The sequence below is a fragment of the Telluria sp. BA11 genome, assembly GCF_056680305.1.
Genome location: NZ_CM155275.1, coordinates 1,729,956 through 1,750,608, shown reverse-complemented (window position 1 = coordinate 1,750,608; position 20,653 = coordinate 1,729,956). Strand labels below are relative to the sequence as shown.

At 66.1% G+C, this 20,653-nt stretch carries 14 protein-coding genes; 4 read left to right on the top strand and 10 right to left on the bottom strand.

Annotated features, from left to right (window positions below; genetic code table 11):
* Positions 1–68 precede the first annotated feature (68 nt).
* From AC1MGT_RS07560 to AC1MGT_RS07550, 3 genes are all read left to right on the top strand, one after another.
* Positions 69–689 (top strand): LON peptidase substrate-binding domain-containing protein, encoded by a 621-nt coding sequence (locus AC1MGT_RS07560; protein WP_499503684.1) that lies wholly within the window; start codon positions 69–71, stop codon positions 687–689.
* A 23-nt stretch (positions 690–712) separates the two neighbouring features.
* Complete coding sequence (locus AC1MGT_RS07555; RefSeq protein ID WP_499503683.1) at positions 713–1,465, top strand: hypothetical protein; 753 nt, start codon at positions 713–715, stop codon at positions 1,463–1,465.
* 280 nt (positions 1,466–1,745) lie between these two features.
* The gene (locus AC1MGT_RS07550) at positions 1,746–3,326 is read left to right on the top strand and encodes a DEAD/DEAH box helicase (protein WP_499503682.1); all 1,581 of its coding nucleotides are present in this window, start codon (positions 1,746–1,748) and stop codon (positions 3,324–3,326) included.
* A 48-nt stretch (positions 3,327–3,374) separates the two neighbouring features.
* Here the strand turns inward: AC1MGT_RS07550 and AC1MGT_RS07545 are convergent, their stop codons facing one another.
* Complete coding sequence (locus tag AC1MGT_RS07545; RefSeq protein WP_499503681.1) at positions 3,375–5,078, bottom strand: response regulator; 1,704 nt, start codon at positions 5,076–5,078, stop codon at positions 3,375–3,377.
* 217 nt (positions 5,079–5,295) lie between these two features.
* Here AC1MGT_RS07545 and AC1MGT_RS07540 point away from each other — a divergent pair, with 217 nt between their 5' ends.
* Positions 5,296–7,341 carry an acyltransferase family protein gene (locus AC1MGT_RS07540; protein WP_499503680.1) on the top strand — a complete coding sequence of 682 codons (2,046 nt, stop codon included), beginning with the start codon at positions 5,296–5,298 and terminating at the stop codon, positions 7,339–7,341.
* Here the strand turns inward: AC1MGT_RS07540 and AC1MGT_RS07535 are convergent.
* The 9 genes from AC1MGT_RS07535 to AC1MGT_RS07495 form a co-directional block, all read right to left on the bottom strand.
* Positions 7,292–9,388, bottom strand: a complete 2,097-nt coding sequence (locus AC1MGT_RS07535; protein WP_499503679.1) for a DUF7024 domain-containing protein — start codon at positions 9,386–9,388, stop codon at positions 7,292–7,294. The genes AC1MGT_RS07540 and AC1MGT_RS07535 overlap by 50 nt on opposite strands.
* An 83-nt stretch (positions 9,389–9,471) precedes the next feature.
* Positions 9,472–11,586, bottom strand: a complete 2,115-nt coding sequence (locus AC1MGT_RS07530; RefSeq protein ID WP_499503678.1) for an ArnT family glycosyltransferase — start codon at positions 11,584–11,586, stop codon at positions 9,472–9,474.
* Between the two features lie 44 nt (positions 11,587–11,630).
* Positions 11,631–12,005 carry a GtrA family protein gene (locus AC1MGT_RS07525; RefSeq protein ID WP_499503677.1) on the bottom strand — a complete coding sequence of 125 codons (375 nt, stop codon included), beginning with the start codon at positions 12,003–12,005 and terminating at the stop codon, positions 11,631–11,633.
* Entirely contained in the window at positions 11,998–13,014 is a 1,017-nt protein-coding gene (locus AC1MGT_RS07520) for a glycosyltransferase family 2 protein (RefSeq protein ID WP_499504259.1), read from the bottom strand. The genes AC1MGT_RS07525 and AC1MGT_RS07520 overlap by 8 nt, the downstream gene beginning before the upstream one ends.
* A 32-nt stretch (positions 13,015–13,046) precedes the next feature.
* Positions 13,047–16,001, bottom strand: coding sequence for a glycosyltransferase (locus AC1MGT_RS07515; RefSeq protein WP_499503676.1), 2,955 nt, complete (start codon positions 15,999–16,001; stop codon positions 13,047–13,049).
* A gap of 5 nt (positions 16,002–16,006) precedes the next feature.
* Positions 16,007–17,413, bottom strand: coding sequence for an FkbM family methyltransferase (locus AC1MGT_RS07510; RefSeq protein WP_499503675.1), 1,407 nt, complete (start codon positions 17,411–17,413; stop codon positions 16,007–16,009).
* An 8-nt stretch (positions 17,414–17,421) separates the two neighbouring features.
* Positions 17,422–18,480: an FkbM family methyltransferase gene (locus tag AC1MGT_RS07505; RefSeq protein ID WP_499503674.1), complete on the bottom strand. Its 1,059-nt coding sequence runs from the start codon at positions 18,478–18,480 to the stop codon at positions 17,422–17,424.
* Between the two features lie 17 nt (positions 18,481–18,497).
* A complete protein-coding gene (locus AC1MGT_RS07500; protein ID WP_499503673.1) occupies positions 18,498–19,775 on the bottom strand; it encodes an ABC transporter ATP-binding protein in 1,278 nt (425 codons plus the stop codon).
* The gene (locus AC1MGT_RS07495; protein WP_499503672.1) at positions 19,775–20,575 is read right to left on the bottom strand and encodes an ABC transporter permease; all 801 of its coding nucleotides are present in this window, start codon (positions 20,573–20,575) and stop codon (positions 19,775–19,777) included. Before AC1MGT_RS07495 ends, AC1MGT_RS07500 begins: the two co-directional genes overlap by 1 nt.
* Positions 20,576–20,653 lie beyond the last annotated feature (78 nt).

Genomic DNA, 20,653 nt, shown 5'->3' with positions numbered 1-20,653 from the left:
AATTCGCAGCAGCCGTGGGCCCGGGCAATCGTGTCCCGCGTTGGCGACGATTCTGTCATCATGAACCCATGTCGACGATTTCCATGCCACTGTTCCCGCTCAGTACGGTGCTGTTTCCGGACGGGGTGCTGCCGCTGCAGGTGTTCGAGGTGCGCTATCTCGACATGATCAGCCGTTGCATCGTCGACGGCACGCCGTTCGGTGTCGTCCTGCTCACCAGCGGCCACGAGGTACGCAAAGCCGACGCCCAGCAAGAACGCTTTGTGGCAGCCGGCACCATCGCCTCGGTCACCGAAACCACCGCCGAAGCCCCGGGCCTGCTGCAGGTGCTGTGCCGTGGCGGGGCGCGTTTCAATGTCGTCACCGCCGAGCAGCGTGTCAACGGCCTGTGGGTGGCCGAAGCCGAACTGGCCGAAGATGACCAGATCGTGCGCATTCCCTCCGAGCTGCAGGGCGCCGCCGATGCGCTCGACCGCGTACTCAATTCGCTGCACGAAGTCCCGCAGCACCGCTGGCCGGTGCAGCCGCCGTTCCGGCTGGACGACTGTGGCTGGGTCGCCAATCGCTGGTGTGAGCTATTGCCATTGCCCAACCAGCAAAAGCACAATATGCTGATGCTTGATAACCCCGTGATCCGGCTCGAACTGCTGCACGATGTCCTCGACGAACATGGGTTGATCACTTCCTAGCCGCTCATCGGGGTTCAGCCAGCATGACATTCTCGGACGACTTGCTCATTGCGTACATCAACGGCGACCTTGCCGAGCCGGCGCGTGCGGCGGTCGAACGGGCCGCTCGGGCCGATCCGGTCCTGGCCGCGCGCGTGGCCCAGCTCCGGGCCGAACTGCGTAGCAGGCACGGGCGCAGCATCGGGGTCTCGGCCAACGGCCACGATGGCGGCCCCGGCACGCAGCGCGCGGTGCCGCACGGGGCCAAGGTGGTGCACCTGAACAGCCTGCGCCCCGGGCGCCCGATGCCAATGCCGCAAGCGCCCGCGCCCAACCGCGTCGTCGGCCTGCACTGGGTAACGCTGGCTGCTGCCCTGCTGGGCAGCGCGATACTGGGCGCGGTCGGCTGGCATCACCTGGGGCAGGGCACCGGCGTGGCCGTGCTCGACCACGACAACGGCGTACTGATCGCGCGCGGCGCACTGGTGACGGCCCTGGCCGAGCAACTGGCCACGCCAGGCCCATCCGACAGCGGCGTGCGCATCGGCATCACGTTCGTGGCCAAGGATGGCGGCTATTGCCGCAGCTTCGTGGTCGATACCACGGCCGGCCTGGCTTGCCTGCGCCGTGGGCGCTGGACGATTCCGGTCCTGTCCCAGGGCACGGCCGGCGCCGCCTGGCTCGACGGCAGCATTCCGCCACCTGCCGTGCGCGCCGCCATCGAGGCCCGCATCGCCGGCAATGCACTTGACCCGGCCGCCGAACGCGCCGCCCAGCAACGCGGCTGGATCCGGTGAGGATGGCAACGCCGCGCGCTGCACGCTCCCTGCTGTTTCTTCTGATAAACTGCTTAAAAAAGTGGCGGGCATATACAGGGTTGCCGATTTCGGGTATCTTGTCACCCGCTAAAAGTGTCTCTACGTCCGCTTTCTCCGGCCCGCTTGCAGGCCAATCTTCCGGTCCCGCCGCCTTGCGCCGGCGTCCGGTTTCCGTTGTCACCCCTCGCTGCGTACTGCCGATCGCGATGGGTCAACATGCCCGATCGTAGAGCTGAACGAATGATTTCCCGAAAAAACTATGTCTGATACCCCGAACAATACCGAAGTCGCTGTCACGCCAGACGTGGACGTGCTGGTCGCTGCCGACGCCGTCCCGGTCGTGCGCTTTGCCGATTTCGGCCTGGCGCCGGAAATCCTGCGCGCGCTGACGGACCAGGGCTATGTGCACCCGACGCCGATCCAGGCCGAGGCCATTCCTGTCGTGCTGCAGGGCCGTGACGTCATGGGCGCCGCCCAGACCGGCACCGGCAAGACGGCCGGCTTCTCGCTGCCGATCATCCAGCTGCTGATGCAGCATGCCAACCCGAGCATGTCGCCGGCGCGCCACCCGGTGCGCGCGCTGATCCTCGTGCCGACCCGTGAACTGGCGGTGCAGGTGGCCGAAAACGTCAAGGCCTACGCCAAGCACACGCCGCTGCGCGCCACCGTCGTCTTCGGCGGCATGGACATGAAGCCGCAGACCGAGATCCTGCGCGGCGGCGTCGAGATCGTCATCGCCACGCCGGGCCGCCTGCTGGACCACATCGAGCAAAAGAACGTCAGCCTCGGCCAGGTGCAGATGCTGGTGATGGACGAAGCCGACCGCATGCTCGACATGGGCTTTTTGCCCGACCTGCAGCGCATCATCAACCTGCTGCCGAAGCAGCGGCAGAACCTGATGTTCTCGGCCACGTTCTCACCCGAGATCAAGAAGCTGGCCAACACCTTCCTGAACAATCCGCTGACCATCGAAGTCGCGCGCAGCAATGCCACCGCCGACAAGGTCACGCAGATCGTCTACAAGGTCGAAGAAGGCCAGAAGAGCGATGTCGTCGAGCACCTGATCCGCTCGCGCAACCTCAAGCAGGTGATCATCTTCTCGAACACCAAGATCGGCGCCTCGCGCCTGTCGACGCACCTCGAAAAGCGCGGCATCAAGGCGTCGGCGATCCACGGCGACAAGACGCAGCAGGAGCGCATGGCGGCCCTGGACGCGTTCAAGGATGGCGGTGTCGAAGTGCTGGTGGCGACCGACGTCGCCGCCCGCGGCCTGGACATCACCGACCTGCCGGCCGTGATCAACTACGACCTGCCGTACAACGCCGAAGACTACGTGCACCGGATCGGCCGCACGGGCCGCGCCGGCGCCTCGGGCGATGCGCTGTCGGTGTATTCGGAAAAAGACGAGCGCCTGCTGCTCGACATCGAAAAGCTGATCAAGCAGACGATCACGCGCGGCACGCTCGACGGGTTCGTCGCGCCGGCTAGCCGTGGGCGTGATGCGGCTGGCGGTCGTGAATCCGGTCGTGACACTGGCCGCGATTCTGCTCGTCCGCCGCGCGACGCCAGCCGCGAATTCGTGCGCGATGGCAGCCGTGACGCGGCAGCACCACGCGATACCGAACGCGGCCCGCGCCGCGACGCCGAAGCCGGCCGTGGCGCGCCGCGCACGCCGCGCACCGGACCAGGCCCGGGTTCGCGCCGCGAGCGCGTCGACCCGTGGTTCCTGAAGCCCTACGAGCCAACCAGCAGCCCGCGCAAGGATCCCGATCCGGTCAACGCACCGGCCAAGCCGGGCAAGCAGAAGCTGGCGTTCCTGCTCGGCGGCGGGCCGAAGTAAGCAAAGGGTAGGGTGGACGGGTTCCCCGTCCACGCGTTCAAACCAACTTCAAGGTGTACGTCTCAACGCCGCCTTGATCCGGTCGAGCAAGTCCTGATGCTGGTACGGCTTGGCCAGCACGTTCAGGCCGTCGCTGCGCAGGTCGGCGCCCGGCAACTGTTCCATATAGCCGGTCGTGACCAGCACCGGCATCTCGGGCAGCCGGGCGTGCACGCGCTCGATCAGCTCCAGTCCGTTCATTCCCCCAGGCATGATCACATCGGTGAACAGCAGGTCGAACTCCTGGTCGGTATCGAGGATTTCGAGCGCGCGCTCGCCGCTGGGCGCGGCCACCACGTCGTACTCCGCCATCTGCAGCATCGCTTCGGCCAGTTCGCGCACATCGACATTGTCTTCGACCACGAGGATGCGGCAGCGCCGCTTGCCATCGGCGCCCGGTCCCTGCGCCGTTGCGCCGGCGTCCGCAGCTCCCTCGGCCTGATCGGCCACACGGAAGATCATGCGCACCTGCGTGCCGCGCCCCGGTTCGCTGTCGATGTCCAGGCGCCCGTGCGACTGCTGCACGAAACCGTGCACCATCGCCAGGCCCAGGCCCGTACCCGGCCCCTTGGTCGTGAAGAACGGCTCGGTCGCGCGGCGCCGTACGTCGGGCGTCATGCCCTGACCTTCGTCGATCACGCAGATGCAGACATAGTCGCCGGCGCGCAGGCCCAGCTGGCGGCGCCGCTCTTCGGACAGCACCGTGGTGCCAACCTTCACGCCGCCACCACCCGGCATCGCATCGCGCGCATTGAGCACCACGTTGAGCAGCGCCATTTCGAGGTAGGTCGGGTCGATCGTGCAGGCCGGCAAGCCCGGCTTGAGGTCGAGCTGCAGATCGATCTTGTCGCCCAGCGTGCGTACCAGCATGTCGGAAAACTCGACCACGAGGCTGTTCAGGCTCAGGCGCTTCGGCTCGAGCCGCTGCTTGCGTGCAAAGGTCAGCAGTTGCTGGGTGAGCTTGGCCGCCTGCATCGTCGCGCGCTGGGCGCGGCGGATCGGCTCGAGCGCCTTGTGCTGGCGCTCGGTCCCCAGCAGCGCCACGTCCAGATTGCCGTTGATGACCTGCAGCAGATTGTTGAAATCGTGCGCCATGCCGGCCGACAATTGGCCGATCGCTTCCATCTTTTGCGCCTGCAGGAACGATTCCTGCGTCGTGCGACGCTCGGTGATGTCCATCTGCGAAGCGAAGAAAAACAGCAGCTGCCCTTCCTGGTCGAAGATCGGACCGAAGAACAGCGCATTCCAGAACGGCGTGCCGTCGGCTTTGTAGTTCAGCAGGTCGACCGCCACGGCGCGCGCTTCATCGACGGCCTGGCGCAGCTCGGCCACGGTGTTGCGGTCGGTGTCGGGGCCCTGCAGGAAGCGGCAGTTGCGCCCCAGGATGTCTTCCTGCTTGTAGCCGGTCAGGTCTTCGAACGCGCCATTGGAAAACACGATCGGGTTGTCGGGCTGGCGCGGGTCGGTGATCAGCATCGGCATGCGGGTCATTTCCACGGCCGCGAAGAAGATATTGCCGCGCTCGTCCAGGCCGCCGTGCTCGATATAGCTGGCTTGCCAGTGATTCACACCGGGATTGTCCTCGGTCGGGCCCATCGGGTTGACGGCATTGCCCTCGACCTGGCCGGCGGCCGGTACGCCGCGGCTCTGGCCGCCTCCTTGCACATCGAGGTCTTTCTTGAGCGTGTCGTCCTTGGGTGGTCCGAGTACCATGCGTTTCCTTGAGCGTGGGAGGCCGGGATGCGGTGAAGACGCATCTCGGGATATGGCAATGAATATAACTGTCCGATCGTGGGGGATTCCGTTCGTGAGCGCACAAAAACGCACACCTTGGGTGCATTGCCATGCAATGCCTTTTGGTAATAAGGATTGCATGCGATAATCTTGCCTTAAAGCTATTCTCTTGGCTTGCTTTCCCTATGGAGTTCTCGTGCACACTGATCGTCAGGCAATCGCCGCTGCTCAACATTTGCCATATCGCGCAGACATTGATGGCATACGCGGCATTGCAGTGGCCATCGTCGTTCTGTTCCATGCCTTCCCCACGCTGATTCCTGGGGGCTTCATTGGCGTCGATATCTTTTTTGTGATTTCCGGTTATCTGATTTCGAAGATCCTGATTGCCGAGTTTGAAACAAAGACGTTCAGCTATGGCCATTTCTATGCCCGCCGCGCCAGGCGCATCTTCCCGGCCCTGATCCTGGTGATGGCCGCAACGCTGGCCTTTGGCTGGATCGCGCTGTTCCCCGACGAATTCAGGATGCTCGGCAAGCATATCGTCGGTGGCTCGACCTTCCTGTCGAATGTGTTCCTGTGGTTTGAGGTCGGCTACTTCGATACCGCTGCCGAAACCAAGCCGCTGCTGCATCTCTGGTCATTGGGCATCGAAGAGCAGTTCTACATTGCCTGGCCGATCCTGCTGGCCCTGGCATTCCGGTTCCGGCTCAACCTGTTCTGGCTGACCGTCTCGCTGCTGGCGACCTCGATGCTGGTCAACGTCGCTTTTATTGAAAATTACCCGAGCGCGACGTTCTATTCGATCGCCAGCCGTGCGTGGGAATTGCTGATCGGCGCCTTGCTCGCCTATCTGTCCCTGCACAAGGTGTCGGTGTCGTTCGGCAGCGTGCGCCGGCCCGCCGCGAGCGGGACGGGTGTGGACAGCCGACCCCTGTTCGATTCGGACAGCGCGACCGGCCGCAATCTGCTGTCGTTTGCCGGTCTGGCCCTGATTGTCCTGGCGTGCGCGCTGGTGCGGGGCGGCAAGGGCTTTCCTGGCTGGTGGGCGCTGCTGCCGACCCTCGGTGCGGCATGCCTGATCGCTGCGGGCCCGCGGGCCTGGTTCAACCGCGTCATCCTGTCGAACCGGGCCATCGTGTGGATCGGCTTGATCAGTTATCCGCTGTATCTGTGGCACTGGCCGCTACTGTCATTCGCGCAGATCGTCGAGTCGGGCGTACCGGCACTGAAGATTCGCATTGGGGCAGTGCTGGCGGCCTTGCTGCTGGCGTGGCTGACCTTCAAGCTGGTCGAACAACCGATCCGCCGTCGCGGCCAGCGCAGCAACACGGTTGCGATCGTGCTGGCGCTGCTGATCGTCCTGCTGGGCGCGTTTGGCAACTGGGTATACAACAAGAAAGGCATGCCGGCGCGACCGCACATCGTCGAGAATGCGAATCTGCAGGGCGCGCTGGTCCTGGTCGAAGACAGCGCGAACGTTGCCGCCTGCAAGAAGCGGTTTGGATTCGATACGGTCTACAAATACTGCCTGCTGGCGCAGGTCGATCGCCCGCCGACGGTGGCGCTGGTCGGCGACAGTCATGCCTATCACGTCGTGGCCGGCCTGACGAAATACTATGCCGGGCAGGGCGAAAATCTGCTGTTTTTGGGCACACGGATTCCGTACTTTGGCGTCAAGCCCGAACCCAACGACCACTACCAGGAAGCCACGCCGCAGATGCTCGACCTTGCGCTCTCAACGCCGAGCATCAAGACCGTCGTCATTTCCACGGCCCTCAAGCACCATATCGAATGGGAAGACGGCAAGCAGTACGTCGATAAATTGCGCAACACGTTGAAGACCTTCCTGGATGCCGGCAAGCACGTCGTCTATTTCTACGACGTGCCGCTGCTGAACTTCGAGCCGCGCGCGTGCATCAAGCGCGCCGGCGTCGCCAGCTCGACCACGAACCGCGAGTGCGCGATGGATGCCAGCGATTTCCAGAAAGCCTATGGCGCGCACCGGGATATCGTGGCCTCCGTTCTGAAGGAGTTCCCGTCGATTACCGTGTTCGACCCGGTCAAGTACCTGTGCGATGCGACGCGCTGCAAGGCGATGATCGATGACAAGCTGATGTATCGCGACATCAGCCATCTGACCTATGAAGGCGACCTGTACATCGGCGCAAAGTTCGCCGAAGAGCAACGGCTCAAGGCAGCGGCGCCGGCACGCGAGACTCACGCAAGCTCAGCTCGCTGATACCGATGCCGAGCTTGCGCGGATCGCCGGGCGTCCCGATGTCTTCCGGCGATGTCGGCTGCGGCACCTCGATGCTCAGCCTGCGCTGGGCGCCATCGGTCGTCAGGTACAGATTGATCTGCTCGAAGCCCGGCCCGGCGCTGAACTGCGTGGCTTGACCACCGACCCGCAACGTAAACGGCAGCGTGGCATTGATGCCGAAGGCACGCGCCTTGAGCACCACGACCAGCCCGCGCGGCAGCGGCTGCGCAAAGTGGAACACCACCTGTTTCGCATCCGACCAGCGGCCCCACGGCTCGCTCACCGATAATCCCTCGACCTTTGTGAATGGCCCGCCGTCGAGCGGTGCGGCCAGGCTGGCGTGCACGAACGGCGCCTGCTGTTGCGGCAGGCGCACCAGTGTCATTTCATCGGTCTGCTCCATCACGATGCCCAGCGGCGCCGCGTGTTGCCCCAGCACCAGCAGCCATTGCTGCCCGGCGGTGACCTGCTGCATCGGCACCGGCGCACCTTCGGGGAGCACGAGCATCGTGGTGTCGGCGCGGTCAATGGTAAATTGCGCACGCATGATATGCGGCACGATTGCATCGGCGCCGGCGAGAATGATGCGGTCGCGTTCGGCCGCCGGCACGGTTGCGAGCACCAGCGCGCCGGCGCGGTCGCCCAGGCTGCTGGCGCGGTGCGCCGATGCCGACTTGGCGATGCGGTCCTGGCCGATCAGGACCGTGATCGGCAGCAGTACCAGCAAGAACAGCCGGGCCGCATTGAAGCGCCCGCTGGCCCAGGCTGCCAGAAGCGCCAGTTGCAGCACCACCGTGACGTGGCCCGACGTCGAGCGCATATTGATAGATGCGATATCGGGACCGTCGACAATCGAGGGCGCGTAGGCCGGCAGGCTGTTGAAGGCCAGCAGCACCAGCATGCCAAGGACCAGCGCCAGCACCCAGCGCAACCACCGTGCCCGCGGGCCGGCGCCGGGATCCGTGCGCAGGCTGGCGGCGACCACCAACCACAGCAGTGGGAACACGAAGTTGTAGTAGCGCAGGTGCAGGCGCATGCCTTCGACTGCATCGCGATCTGCCAGCGTGGCCGTGTAGACGACCGTCATGCCGAGCGCGGCGCCCAGCATCAGCAAGACGTAGGCGTGCAGGCGGTTGGCGCCAGGCGCGCTGCGGCCGAGCGAATCGGTGGCCACGCCATGGAACAGGATTCCCAGCGGTACGCCGAGCAGCACCGCCAGCGCCATCAGGTGACCAAGGGCGCTGGTCAGGACCGGCGCAAGCAGTGATGCGCGTACCGTCGTGCTGCCCGAGCTGACATTGCCCTGATAGAACGGCCCAAGCAGGCTGAGCCCGGCGTCACCGGCCAGCAGCCAGCCAAGGCCGAATTTCAGCGCGACCGTCACGACAGTTGCCGCGAGCGCCGCACCCAGGCCACGTGCCAGCCACTGCAGCGTGGCGCCGCCCTGCAACCAGCTCGCATACAGCAGGTACAGGCCCAGCGCCGGGATCAAGAACAACGCATGCACCTTCACCAGGCTCATCGCGCCGAGCACGACGCCGGCAGCCAGTCCCAGCGGAACGAGGGGCCACGCGGTGCGGGTCAGCACAATCCAGCTGAGCAGGCAGAAACCGAACCAGTAGGTGGTTTCCGGCATGAAGTACATCGTGTACACATTGAGCGGCGCGGCGGCGGCCAGCAGCGTGATCAGGCCGGCCCAGGGCGGCGTCGTGAAGCGGCGCGCGACCAGATAGACGAAGGGAAGGCCGGCCGCAAACAGGAGCAGGTTGCCGGCCCGGGCGCACTCGAGGAAGCCGGCGCCGCAGGCATTGGTGGCACTGAACAGCCACAGGTACAGATAGGACGGCAGCAGCGAATCGGCCAGCGGCATCAGGCGCGACATCTTGCTGTAGTACCACTCGTCAGCGAAGACAGCCGGATACAGGCCGTGGTTGCGCAGGTAGACGAGGACGAGGGTGGCAGCGAGCGCCAGGAACAGTGCGGGGCGCCAGGCGCCGCGCGCACGCGCAAAGGTGGACGAGATCATGGCACTCCCGGCAAGGGACAGTGGAACCACGGACGGCATCGGCGACGCTGCCGCCGATGCCGTGGCTTGTGTCGCTGACGCGCTTACCTGGCGGCGCTGGACCCGATGCTGACTTCGGCGATACCGATACCGAGTTCGCGGTTGTCCGGCCACTCGCCCAGCGAACTCGGCGCAATCGGTCGCGGCACGTCGATCGTCAGCGTGCGCTGCGTTCCGTCGGTGACGAAGCGCAGGCGCACTTCCTGGAAGCTGGCCGGCAGGCGGAAGGTGGCGCTCGGCGCAGCGTCGCCGCTGCCCACACGCATCGTGAACGGCAGATTGGTGTTGTCGGCATACGCGCGGCCTTTCAGGATGACGTCGAGCTGCGCCGGCAATGGGCGGTCGAAGTGCAGCACGACCTGCTTGGCGTCGGACCAGCGGCCCCACGGTTCGGAAACCGACAGGCCGTCGACCTGCGTCAGCATGCTGCCTGCGCCATACGCTTTGGACAGCTCGACGGAGCCGATCGGCTGGAAGTCCGACGCCAGTTTCACCAGCGCATACTCGTTCGTTTTCGAGACGACCTCGACGCCATCGGGCAGCGCGTGCTCACCGACAACCAGCAGCCACTTGTGGCGCGCCGGCAGCTGGTAGTGTTCGATCGGCGCGCCCTTGACCAGCTCGAGCATGCCGGCGTCCTTGTCGTCGATGTGAAATTGCGCGCGCATGATGTCCATCACGCTGTCCGCAGCGATGGTGATCAGCTTGTGCTCGTTCTTCGGCACGGTGTCGCGCGCCATCTTGCCGGCGTTATCCGGTGGCCAGCCTGGCGGTGCGAGCTGGCGCAGGTAGTTCCCGGTCGCGTGCATACCCAGCACGAGCATGGCGGGCAGCGCCACGAACAGGAATGCCGAGCCGGCCCAGCGCGAACCGCGCGCCCACAATGCCAGCACGATCAGGTCGAGGGCGACGATGACCCAGCCGGTCCAGCTGGCCAAATGGATGGCGGCGATTTCAGGGCCGTCGATATCGGTGGCGGCGTAGCGCGGAATCATGACCAGTGCGGCCAGGACGGCGGCGCCCACCAGCAGCGCCACGACGGTGCGGGCGCGCCGGGCCGTCATGCTCGCCGGCAGGCCGACGATGGCCGCGGCCAGCGCCAGCAGCAGCGGGAACGTGAAGCTGTAATAGCGCAGGTGCAGGCGGATGACTTCGAGCGGTCCGACGCCGGCGATCGAGGCGGTGTAGGCTACCGTCATGCCCACCGTCGACCCGAGCACCAGCAGCGTGTACAGCGCCAGACGGTTGAACGGCGCGCTGGATTCGCGGCGCGTGCTGCGGCTGACGACCGACAGCAGCAGCAGGGCCATCGGCAGCGGCATCAGCAAGGCCAGCACCATCACATGCCCGCGCCCGTTGATGAAGCCGGGCGCGACGAGGTGGAACACCGAGCGCGTGGTGCTCGAGCTGGCAGTGTTGTTATAAAAATCGCCGAACACGCTCAGTGCCGGTGCGCCGGCGAGCAGGAAGCCCAGGCCGAAGCGCACCGCCAGCGTGACTGCCACGCACAGCACGGCGCCGGCCAGGCCGGTGACGAGCCAATGGCGGGTTCCCGGCTGGCGCGCCTGCAGCCAGCCGGCGCAGACCAGGAACAGGGCGATGGCCGGCAGCAGGAACATCGCATGCACTTTCACCAGGCTCATCATGCCAAGCACGAGGCCGGCGGCCACGCTCATCGGCGCCCAGCCCCAGCCTGACCGCGTGAGCAGCACCCAGCTCAGGACGATGAAGCCGGCGTAATAGGTCGCTTCCGGCATGAAGAACGCGGTGTACATGTTGACCGGACCCAGCAGTGAGAACACCGTGACGGCCACGGCCATCGTCGGCCGCGCCACCATGCGCGTGATCAGGTAGATGAACGGTCCGGCGCCAACGAACAGGATCGCATTGCCGATGCGGACACAGTCCAGAAAGCCCGTGCCGCAGGACGAACTGGCGCTGAAGACCCACAGGTACAGGTACGACGGCAGGATCGATTCGCTCAGCGGCACCAGTCGCGCCATTTTGCTGTAGTACCACTCGTCGGCAAAGATGGCCGGGTTCAGGCCAAGATTGCGGTACAGCAGCCAGGCGAACACCGCGCCCAGCACAGCGACCAGGATCAGCCAGTCGCGCCTGGTCGTTACAGGCGCGGCAAGGGGGGAGGACGCAGGCAGCATCGTGTTATCCATCGTGGTGAGTGAAGCGGCGCCGCGCGCCGCGATTAGCGAAAAATCCAGAACCGGCCAAGCAGATAGCCATTGACCGCTACCAGCGGCAGCGACACGATCTTGCCGGCCATCGGGCTGTCGAACATGGCCACGGCCAGCGCAACGCAGCCGAGCGTCAGGCAGTAATTCAGGCCCACCACGCACATATAGCGCGCGAAGCTCGCCTTCGTGGCGGCCTGCGAGAACGTGACCTTGCTATGAAATGCGTAGTTCACCACCAGGCCCGCAACAAAACCGACGCTGGCCGCGCCTGCCGGGTGCACGCCGTTGGTGATCAGCAGGTGCATCAGGCCGACGTCGATGGCCGCGCACAGCAGGCCCCCGGCGACGTAGATGAAGAACTGGCGCAGGCGCGCCGATTCAACCATTGCTGCGGCGCCGGAACAGCGTCTTCTTGTGCAGGGGGCGCGTCGGGACCGACGCGATGTCGTAGTTCAGGAAGCCCAGGATGAACTGCACGCCCATGATCACGGGCAGGGCAGCGAGCATCACGGTGCCGGCCGGCGTGGCGACGTCGCTCTGGGCCGAGGCGATCCAGTGGGTGATGCCGAAGACGGTGCCGAAAATGCTCAGGGCCACGCCGATCGGCAGTTCAAGCGACGCCACCGACAGGTTGCGCAGGTAGTAGTTGTAGAACAGGCGCTTGAAGAAATTGCGCACGTTCTTGGCCGCGAACTCGGTGATCACTTGCGAGACCTTCAGGTTGCTCACCTCATCGCCGTAGACCGCGTCCATCGGCACGTCGACCGCCACCGCGCCCAGCGTGTTCAGGCGAAACAGCATGTCGCTTTCAAAGAAGTAGCGCTTGCTGATTTTCTCGAACGGCAGGTAGCGCGCCGCATCGGCATGGATCGCGGTGTAGCCGTTGGTCGGGTCGAACAGATGCCAGTAGCCCGACGAGAGCTTGGTCATGAACGAGAGCATCGCGTTGCCGAACAGGCGGATCGGCGGCATCGCGCCGATGCGCTCTAGGTCGAAGAAGCGGTTGCCCTTGGTGTAGTCGGCTTCGCCGGCCAGGATCGGTGCGACGAACATCGGGATCAGCGACGCGTCCATCTGGCCGTCGCCATCGAGCTTGACGATGACGGTGGCGCCATCAAGAATCGCGGCGCGGTAGCCGGTCATGACGGCGCCGCCCACGCCCTGGTTCTCGGTGTGGGTCAGCACGGTCACGCGCGGGTCGTGGCAGTTCGCGGTGACGAACGCGCCGCTGCCGTCGGGGCAGCGGTCGTCGACGACGTAGACGCGCGACACTTCAGGGCCGATGCCGGCGATGACGCCGATGATGTGACGCGTGACGCGGTAGCTCGGGATCACGACTGCGATCTGCGCCGCCGCGAGGGCGGGCAGCGGCGCTGCCGGGGCGGTAACGTTCATATCGTTCACGGGGGAATCGGTCAAGGAGTGCATTATCGGGTATTTATTGTTGAGTTGACTACTGGTTTGCTTCCCGGCAGGGTTGTATACCAGCGTTGACGCACCAGCGCATCGAGCGCCTGCTGCGCGCTGCCATCCCAGGTCAGCCACGGCATGCCGGTCGACGCCGGCGCCTTGCCCTCGCGGTGCAGCGCCAGCCAGGCCGTGATGGCGTCGGCCAGGTCGCTCGGAGCCAGGCCATCGAAGTACGACGCGTACTCGCCCGCCACTTCGCGGAACACCGGCAGGCTGCGCGCCAGGATCGGGATGCCATGCTGGGCCGCTTCGATCAGCGGCAGGCCGAAGCCTTCGCCTTCGGAGGCCGCCAGCAGGGCGGCGGAGCCGGCGTACAGCTTGAGCAGCATCTCGTCCGAGATGCCCGGCAGCCAGAACAGGCGCACCGATTTCTCGGGATGGGCCGCCATCCGTTCGCAGACCTTCTCGACCATCCAGCCCTGTTTGCCGACCACCACCAGGTTCACGTCCACGCCGGCTTCCCACAGCAGCTCGAATGCGGCCAGCGCCTGGGCGTGGCCCTTGCGCGGTTCGACCGTGCCGACCATCAGGAAGCTCGGGCGCGCGGCCAGTTCGGCCAGCACGTGGTCCGCTTCCGGCGGCAGGCCGAAGCTCGGCGCGCTGGCGTCGATGTCGGCGCCCAGGTGGAAGTGGGCCAGCTTGAATGGCGTGGTGCGCGTCAGATTCTGGCTGGCGATCCAGCCGGCAAATTCGTCGGCCACGGCGCGCGAGATGCACAGCACGCCGTCGGCCACCTTGTGCACGGTGCGCAGGAAGTCGCCGAAATACTGCTCGGTCCCGAACGGGAAGACTTCGGGGCGCAGCATCGGCAGCACGTCGTAGATGACGAAGTACACCTCGACGCCGCGCATGCGCATGTCGAGCAGGCGCTCTTCGTTCTGCGACGTGCCGTTGGTGAACAGGTCCAGGCCAAAGAAGATGTCGCCCGGGCGGATGTCGGCCGGCGCATCCTCGAGCACCAGGTCGGTCTCGTCGACGACCTTCATGCCGAAGCTGCGCGCGTAGATATACGGCTGGTTGCCGCCATGCGAGTACACCGGTTCGATGCGCAGGCCCGGCGGCGGATTGGCGATCATCGAGCGCAGGATGCTGCGCACCACGCGCTGGATGCCGGTGCGCAGGTCGGACTGCATCAGCGCCGAGACGTCCACCAGCAGCTGGCGCTGCGGCGTCGGCGCGCGGTTGAACGCAATCGCGGCGGCCAGCGCCGGCAGGTCGGCCGCGCTGCACAGCGGCGCGGCCTGCGTCACCAGGCGGCGATACACGGCGTCGCGGCCGTTGTGCGCGAACGCTTCGATCGCTTCGGCGTACTGGCGCCCGACCTGCGCTGGCGCGTGGTGGGCCGCCATGAATTCGAGGGCGTGCTGCGACAGGCGCTCGCGCAGGCCGCGATCCAGGCGCAGGCGGCCCAGGCTTGCGGCCAGATCGGCGGTGGCAAAGCGGTCTTCCAGCTTGATCAGCACGTCGTCCGGCAGTGCGGCGGTCGAGCCGTGCGCGTTGACGATCGTCGGCGCGCCGTACAGCAGGCAGTCGAGCACCGAGGCCGACGTCTCGCCACGCGTGACGCCCCGCAGCTGCACGGCGCCGTCGCAGGCAGCAAGCCAGTCGGCGTAGGCGCCGGCATCGACGAAGCTGGTGATGCGGATGCGCGCAGCTGCAGCGCTGGCCTTGATCGTCTTTGCCAGCACCTCGCCATACGGGCCGGGATCGTTGGCGCCGACGAACACCAGGTGGCAATGCGGATCGGCCGCCAGCGGCGAGGCCAGGAAGGCGTCGAGCAGTTCGGCATTGAGCTTGGTGCTGCCCAGCATGCCGAAGGTGCAGACGACGAAATCGTCGTCGGCCAGTTTCAGGCGCTTGCGCGCAGCGCGTCGCGCCTTGTGGCAGGCTTCGTCGGTGACGCAGCCGTCCGGCCGGCCGCGCAGCAGCGGGATCGTGCGCCAGTCGTCGGCGGCGCCGTCGCCATACCATTCGGCGGCGAGCTGGCGCGAAAAGTCCGAATGCACGATCACGCCATTGGCGGCATCGAGCACGCCCTTATTGAGCGGGAACTTCCAGATCGACGGGTTGCGGCCTTCCTTGCGGTGCGACAGCAGGCCCGAGTAGCCATGCGACGCATACAGCGCGCGCAGGAAACCCTTGGGCAGGTATTGCTCGCGCTCGAGGTTGTCGAGCACGCCCGAGAAGAAGAAGTCGTGCAGCACCACAACGCCTGGCACGTCGCGCACCAGCTCGAACATGTGCTGGTGGGCGTGCGAATTGCCGAAGTGGTAGACCACGCGCTCGAACTGGTGCGCGTGGGCGCGCAGCCAGGCCGGATCGCGCAGCAGCATGCCGTCCAGGCGCGCGTCGACCATCGTCTCTTGCGCGACCACGAGTTCGACGTCGTAGTATTTCGCCAGCTCGGGCACCAGTTCGGCGCTGTAGTCGGCGATGCCCGAATGAACCGGCGGCAGCGGCGACACATAGGCCAGCTTTGGCCGCCCGGTTGGCAGCAGCCGGGCCGGTGCCTCTCCCAGCGCGTACAGGCGCGCCAGCAGGCCGGCGGCATCCTGCGCGGTGTCGGCGGCGTCGTGCGCCAGCACCGGATACGGCGCATCAGCATCTGCGGCGTCGGCGCCGGCGCCGATGACCAGCACCGCGTCGGGCGCCAGGCCTGCCACGGCATGGCGGCGCAGCAGCGCATGCACCGGGCCGGCCGGCAGGTCGAATGCGCGCACGCGGGCTGCCAGCGCCGGTTCGAGGCGCAGCAGTTCGAGGGTGACGGTGTCGTGCAGCGGGGCGGCGATCCACAGCGTGTGGTGGAGGCTGTCGGCAGCCGCCAGGCGCGCCAGGGCAGTGGACAGGGCCAGGGCCGGCGCCGGCACGCTGGCGCGGTCGGCGGCGCCGAGAAGGTCGATAACGATACGCATGGAGTTCAACTGCCTGTAGGAAGATTGCGGGCGCGCTGCAGGTCGGCCAGCACGGTGCGGACCGACTCTGGCAGGCCACGCAGTTCGTCGGGCACGGGCGGCACGTCCGCCGGCAGCGGCGCAGGGGCCGTCTGCTTGATCGTGGCCAGCTGCACCGACACGCGGCGGGCCAGCCACGGGAAGCGCAGCAGCACCGGGATGATCGTGCGGCGCAGCAGTTCGATGCGGGTCAGGCGCGTGACGACGCGGCGCAGCAGGTGCGGGCGGCGCAGCCCGTGCAGCGCGGTCCCGGCGCGGCGCAGCGGTCGCGTGACGCGCCACGAGGTGCTGTGCTGGATTGCGACGATGTGCGCTTCCATGCCCTTGGCCCAGTTGGTCAGGCGTTCGGCCTGCGCATGGACCTGGGCCAGGTCGTGGGTCAGTGCCGCATTGCGTTGTTCGGCGTCGTTGGCGCGCTGCGCTTCTTCGCTGGCGCGGCGCGTGGCGTGGTCGGCCCGCTCGCCCAGGTCATTGACGCGCGCATTGGCTTCGTCGAGCCGGCGGTAGGCGCCGTCGAGCTGCTCGAGCAGGCCCTTGGCCTGCGCATCGACGCGCTCGAGGTGGCCGTGCAAGGCCTGTTCGCGCGATTCGACGTGATTGATCCTGGCGGTCAGTTCACGTGCATGCTCGTTGGATTCACCCAGCGCCTTGTTCAGTGCATGTTCGCTGGCCCAGGCTTTCTCGAGATGGTGCGAGACGAAGCCGTCGAACACGTTGGGCTGGATATCCAGTTGCGTCATCAGCGCGGCGTGTTCCTCGGCCACGTAATAGCGGTTCAGGCCATCGAACCAGGCGTAGTGATAGCGCTGGCCCAGCACCATGTGCTCCCAGCTGGCGTGGTTGGTTTCGCGGCTGTTCGGCAGTGTTGCTTCGATCACCAGCACCCATGGGCGCCAGCGCTGAAAGTCCATCCCGCGCAGCACTTCGCCTTCGAAGCCTTCGACGTCGATCTTCAGAAAATGGATCTCGCCCCGCACGTGTTCGGCGCAGATGCCGGCCAGCGTGCGCACGGGGACCGTGATCTCGGCCACGTCATGGCCTTCGGCGCGGTGCATCTCGGCCACCGACGCTTCGGGCGAGGCCCAGCCGCGCACGGCCGGCACGTCGTACAGCGTCAGTTCGCCATCCGTGGCGCCGGCGGCGACGGCCAGGTTGACGTCGCGCGGGCGCTGCTCTTGGAAGGCCTGGTGGAACGACGGCAGCGGCTCGATGCTGATGCCGTTCCAGCCGGCGTCGTAGAACGCCTTGGTGACCGAGTGCTCGACCGGGTCGTTGGCGCCGACGTCGATGTAGTAGCCGTTCTTGATGTGGCCGAGCGCGCGCCACAGCAGCACGTCTTCATTGTTCTGGGAATACGAGATGAAATAGCTCATGCGGTCTTTCATGCCTGCGCCTGCCCGAACAGGTGGGCCAGTGGCGTATTGCCTGCGCCAGTACCGGCGCCGGCCGCATCGGCCTGGCGCGCCAGCGCATGCGCGGCCGACGGTTTGTCATACACGAGCAGCAGCACCAGTGCCTGCGCCAGCAGGTCCTGCTGCGCCGTGGCTTCGCGCACGAACACGGCGTCGCCCCAGCCGAGGCGGTCGCGCGAGCGCGCCGCGCTGCCCGCGCTCGGGTAACGGCACAGCGACGAAAAGTCGAGCAGGTAAAAGCCTGCCGCGCGCAGCAGCGTCTCGATCTCCGAGAACAGGGCCTGTCCTTCGTAGATCGGTGCAAACGAGACTTCGCAGTGCACGACGTTGGTCCGCGCCAGCACCGCCGTCGCATGGCGCAGCGTCGGCAGCTCAAAACCCTGGATATCGAGTTTCAGGAAGTCGATCGGGCCGGCATCCGCCAGCACGTCGTCCAGGCGGCTGGTGGCCACGCTCTCGGTCTGCACCGTCGCCAGATGATCGAGATCGCGCAGTTGCGCGGTCAGGGTCCGGTTGAACGGCAGCAGCGAGGACGTGGCATCGTCATTGTTGATGTGGAAGGTGTGCTGGCCGCCGTCGCCGATGAAGGTCGGGTACAGCGTGACGTGGCTGTCCGGGTTGTTGCGGCGGCTCGCGTCGATCTTGTCCTGCTGCGGCTCGAAGCCGATGATGCGATACGGCAGGCCGTGGCGCGTCAGCGGCGCATACACGTGGTCTTCGTTTTCCAGTTCCTGGGCGCCGATGTCGACCACGGTGAGCGGGCGCGCCAGCAGCGGCGCGGCGGCCGCCGCGACCTGCGCCTTGATGGCATCGATGCCGGCCGCGCCGGGCGCGCCGTGACCGAGGCCGTATTCGCCCGACGCCATCAGGGCGGCCAGCAATTCGTCGGCGGCGGCGCCTTCGGCCAGCCGCGCGCTCCAGTAAGCCAGGCCGGCCGGATCGGGCTCGCGGCCCAGGAAGCCCCGGTACAGGCCGCGCACGATGGCGGCGTGGTCCTGCCGGGATGAAGTGGAATCGTGTTCAGGCATGGTGGTATCCAATCGGGTCAGCGGATGCTGAACTTGAGCTGCGGATGCAGGTTGACCAGGCCGCCCCAGACGATCGCTGACGGATTCGGCGCGACCACGAAGCTGTGCGCCTCGTGCAGGTAGTTCAGCACTTTTTCGAATGCGCCTTCGCCATGGCCGCCGGCGCCCAGGCCGACGGTGAGCGTGTACTCGTCCGGGAACAGCGACAGGTTCAGGGCGAAGCTGGCGCTGATGATCGCGCCGCGCGCGGTCGGGCCGGGCGCGTGGCGCATGCAGTAGCTGTTGGTCTCGAACAGCGTGGCGCCGTAGCGGTTGCGGATCTTGAAGCCGATGTGCGGATCGGCGACGTCTTCGTGCAGCAGGTAGTCGACCTGCAGCGTGACCATTTCGTCGGCCATCAGCGTAGCGCGTTCGGCGCCATGGCGGTCGAGCAGGCGCACGCCGACGCAATCGGCGCCGGGCGTGGTGATGCTGCCAGTCTTGCCGGCGACGACCGTCAGGTGCTCGCGCTCGATCGGGGCCAGCGGCGCCGCGTCACCCTGAATCTGGATCGCATCCGGCGCCTGGTCGAGCCGGCCCAGCAATTCGGCCTGGTACAGATCGAGGGCGTCGGCCGGCGAGCCGTCGAAGGCGACCTTGCCGCCGCGCAGGAAAATGCAACGATTGCAGATATTCAGTACCGTGCCGGCGCTGTGCGACACGAACAGCAGCGTGGTGCCGGCCTTGATGAAGCCTTCGATGCGGGCATAGCACTTTTGCTGGAAGAACACGTCGCCCACGGCGAGGGCTTCGTCGACGATCAGGATGTCGGGCCGCACGCAGGTGGCCACGGCAAACGCGAGGCGCACCTGCATGCCGCTCGAGTACACGCGCACCGGCTGGTCGATGTACTCGCCGATGTCGGCAAAGGCCAGGATCTCGGGCATCAGCGCTTCGACGCGCTCGGCGTCCAGGCCGATCATCTGGCCAGCCATCAGCGCGTTCTGGCGCCCGGTGAAGTCGGGATGAAAGCCCAGCCCCAGTTCGAGCAGCGCCGCAACGCGCCCTTCCAGGGTCACCGCGCCGGTGGTCGGCTGCGTCGTGCCCGTGATGAGCTTGAGCAGCGTGCTCTTGCCGGCGCCGTTCACGCCGATCAGGCCGACGGCTTCGCCCGGCTTGATCGTGAAGCCGATGTCTTCGAGCACCCACTTGAGCGTGTGGCGCTGGCCCGGCAGGGTCCAGTCGGCCAGGCGCGCCCAGCGGTTGTTATATTGTTTGTAGGCCTTGCCCAGGCCACTGGCGACGATCGATCCCATTACAGTTCATCCACGATTTCGCCGGCGCGCTTGCGGAACATGCGCAGGCCGAGCGTGCACAGCAGCAGTGCGACAACCAGCGGATAGACCAGGCTGCCCCAGTCCGGCGGGGTGCCCTTGACCAGCACGCCCTGCCAGGTTGCGATGATCGGGGCCATCGGATTCCAGTCGAGGATCGGGCGCACGTGCTCGGGCAGGATGCTGGCCGGATAGACGATCGGCGTGAGCCAGAACCAGAACTGCAGCGCGATCGTCATGAACTGGCCGACGTCGCGGAAAAACACGTTCAGGATGCCGACCACCATGCCGATGCCGAGCGCCAGCATCACCTGCAGTACCAGCACCGGAAGGAGAGTGAAAAACGTCAGGCCGGGGAAATTGCCGGTGACGATCAGGAACACGACGAACAGGCCGAAGATGATGCCGAAGTTGACCAGCGCATTGAGCGTGACGATCACGGGCAGGCAGATGCGCGGGAAACTGACTTTTTTCAGCAGATTGGATTGTTCCAGGAACATGGTCTGCCCGCGCCCGACCATCTCGGCGAACAGGCCCCAGGTCAGGATGCCGGCGCACAGGTAGATGGAATAGGCGAAGGTCGAATCCGAGCCCGGCATCTTGGTGCGCATGACCTCGGCGAAGATCACGGTGTACACCAGGATCATCGCAAGCGGACTGAGCAGCGACCAGACGGCTCCCAGGATCGCATTGGCGTATTTCGACTGGAATTCGCGTTGCACGCTGCCCAGGACGAAACCGCGATAGGCCCACAGGCCGCGCAGCATCAGGGGCAGGATCATGGAATGAGGGTGTTCGGAAGCGCCTCGCAAGAGGGCGGAAGTGTTGTCGTCATAGTAATGCAGGCTGCAATAAGAGCG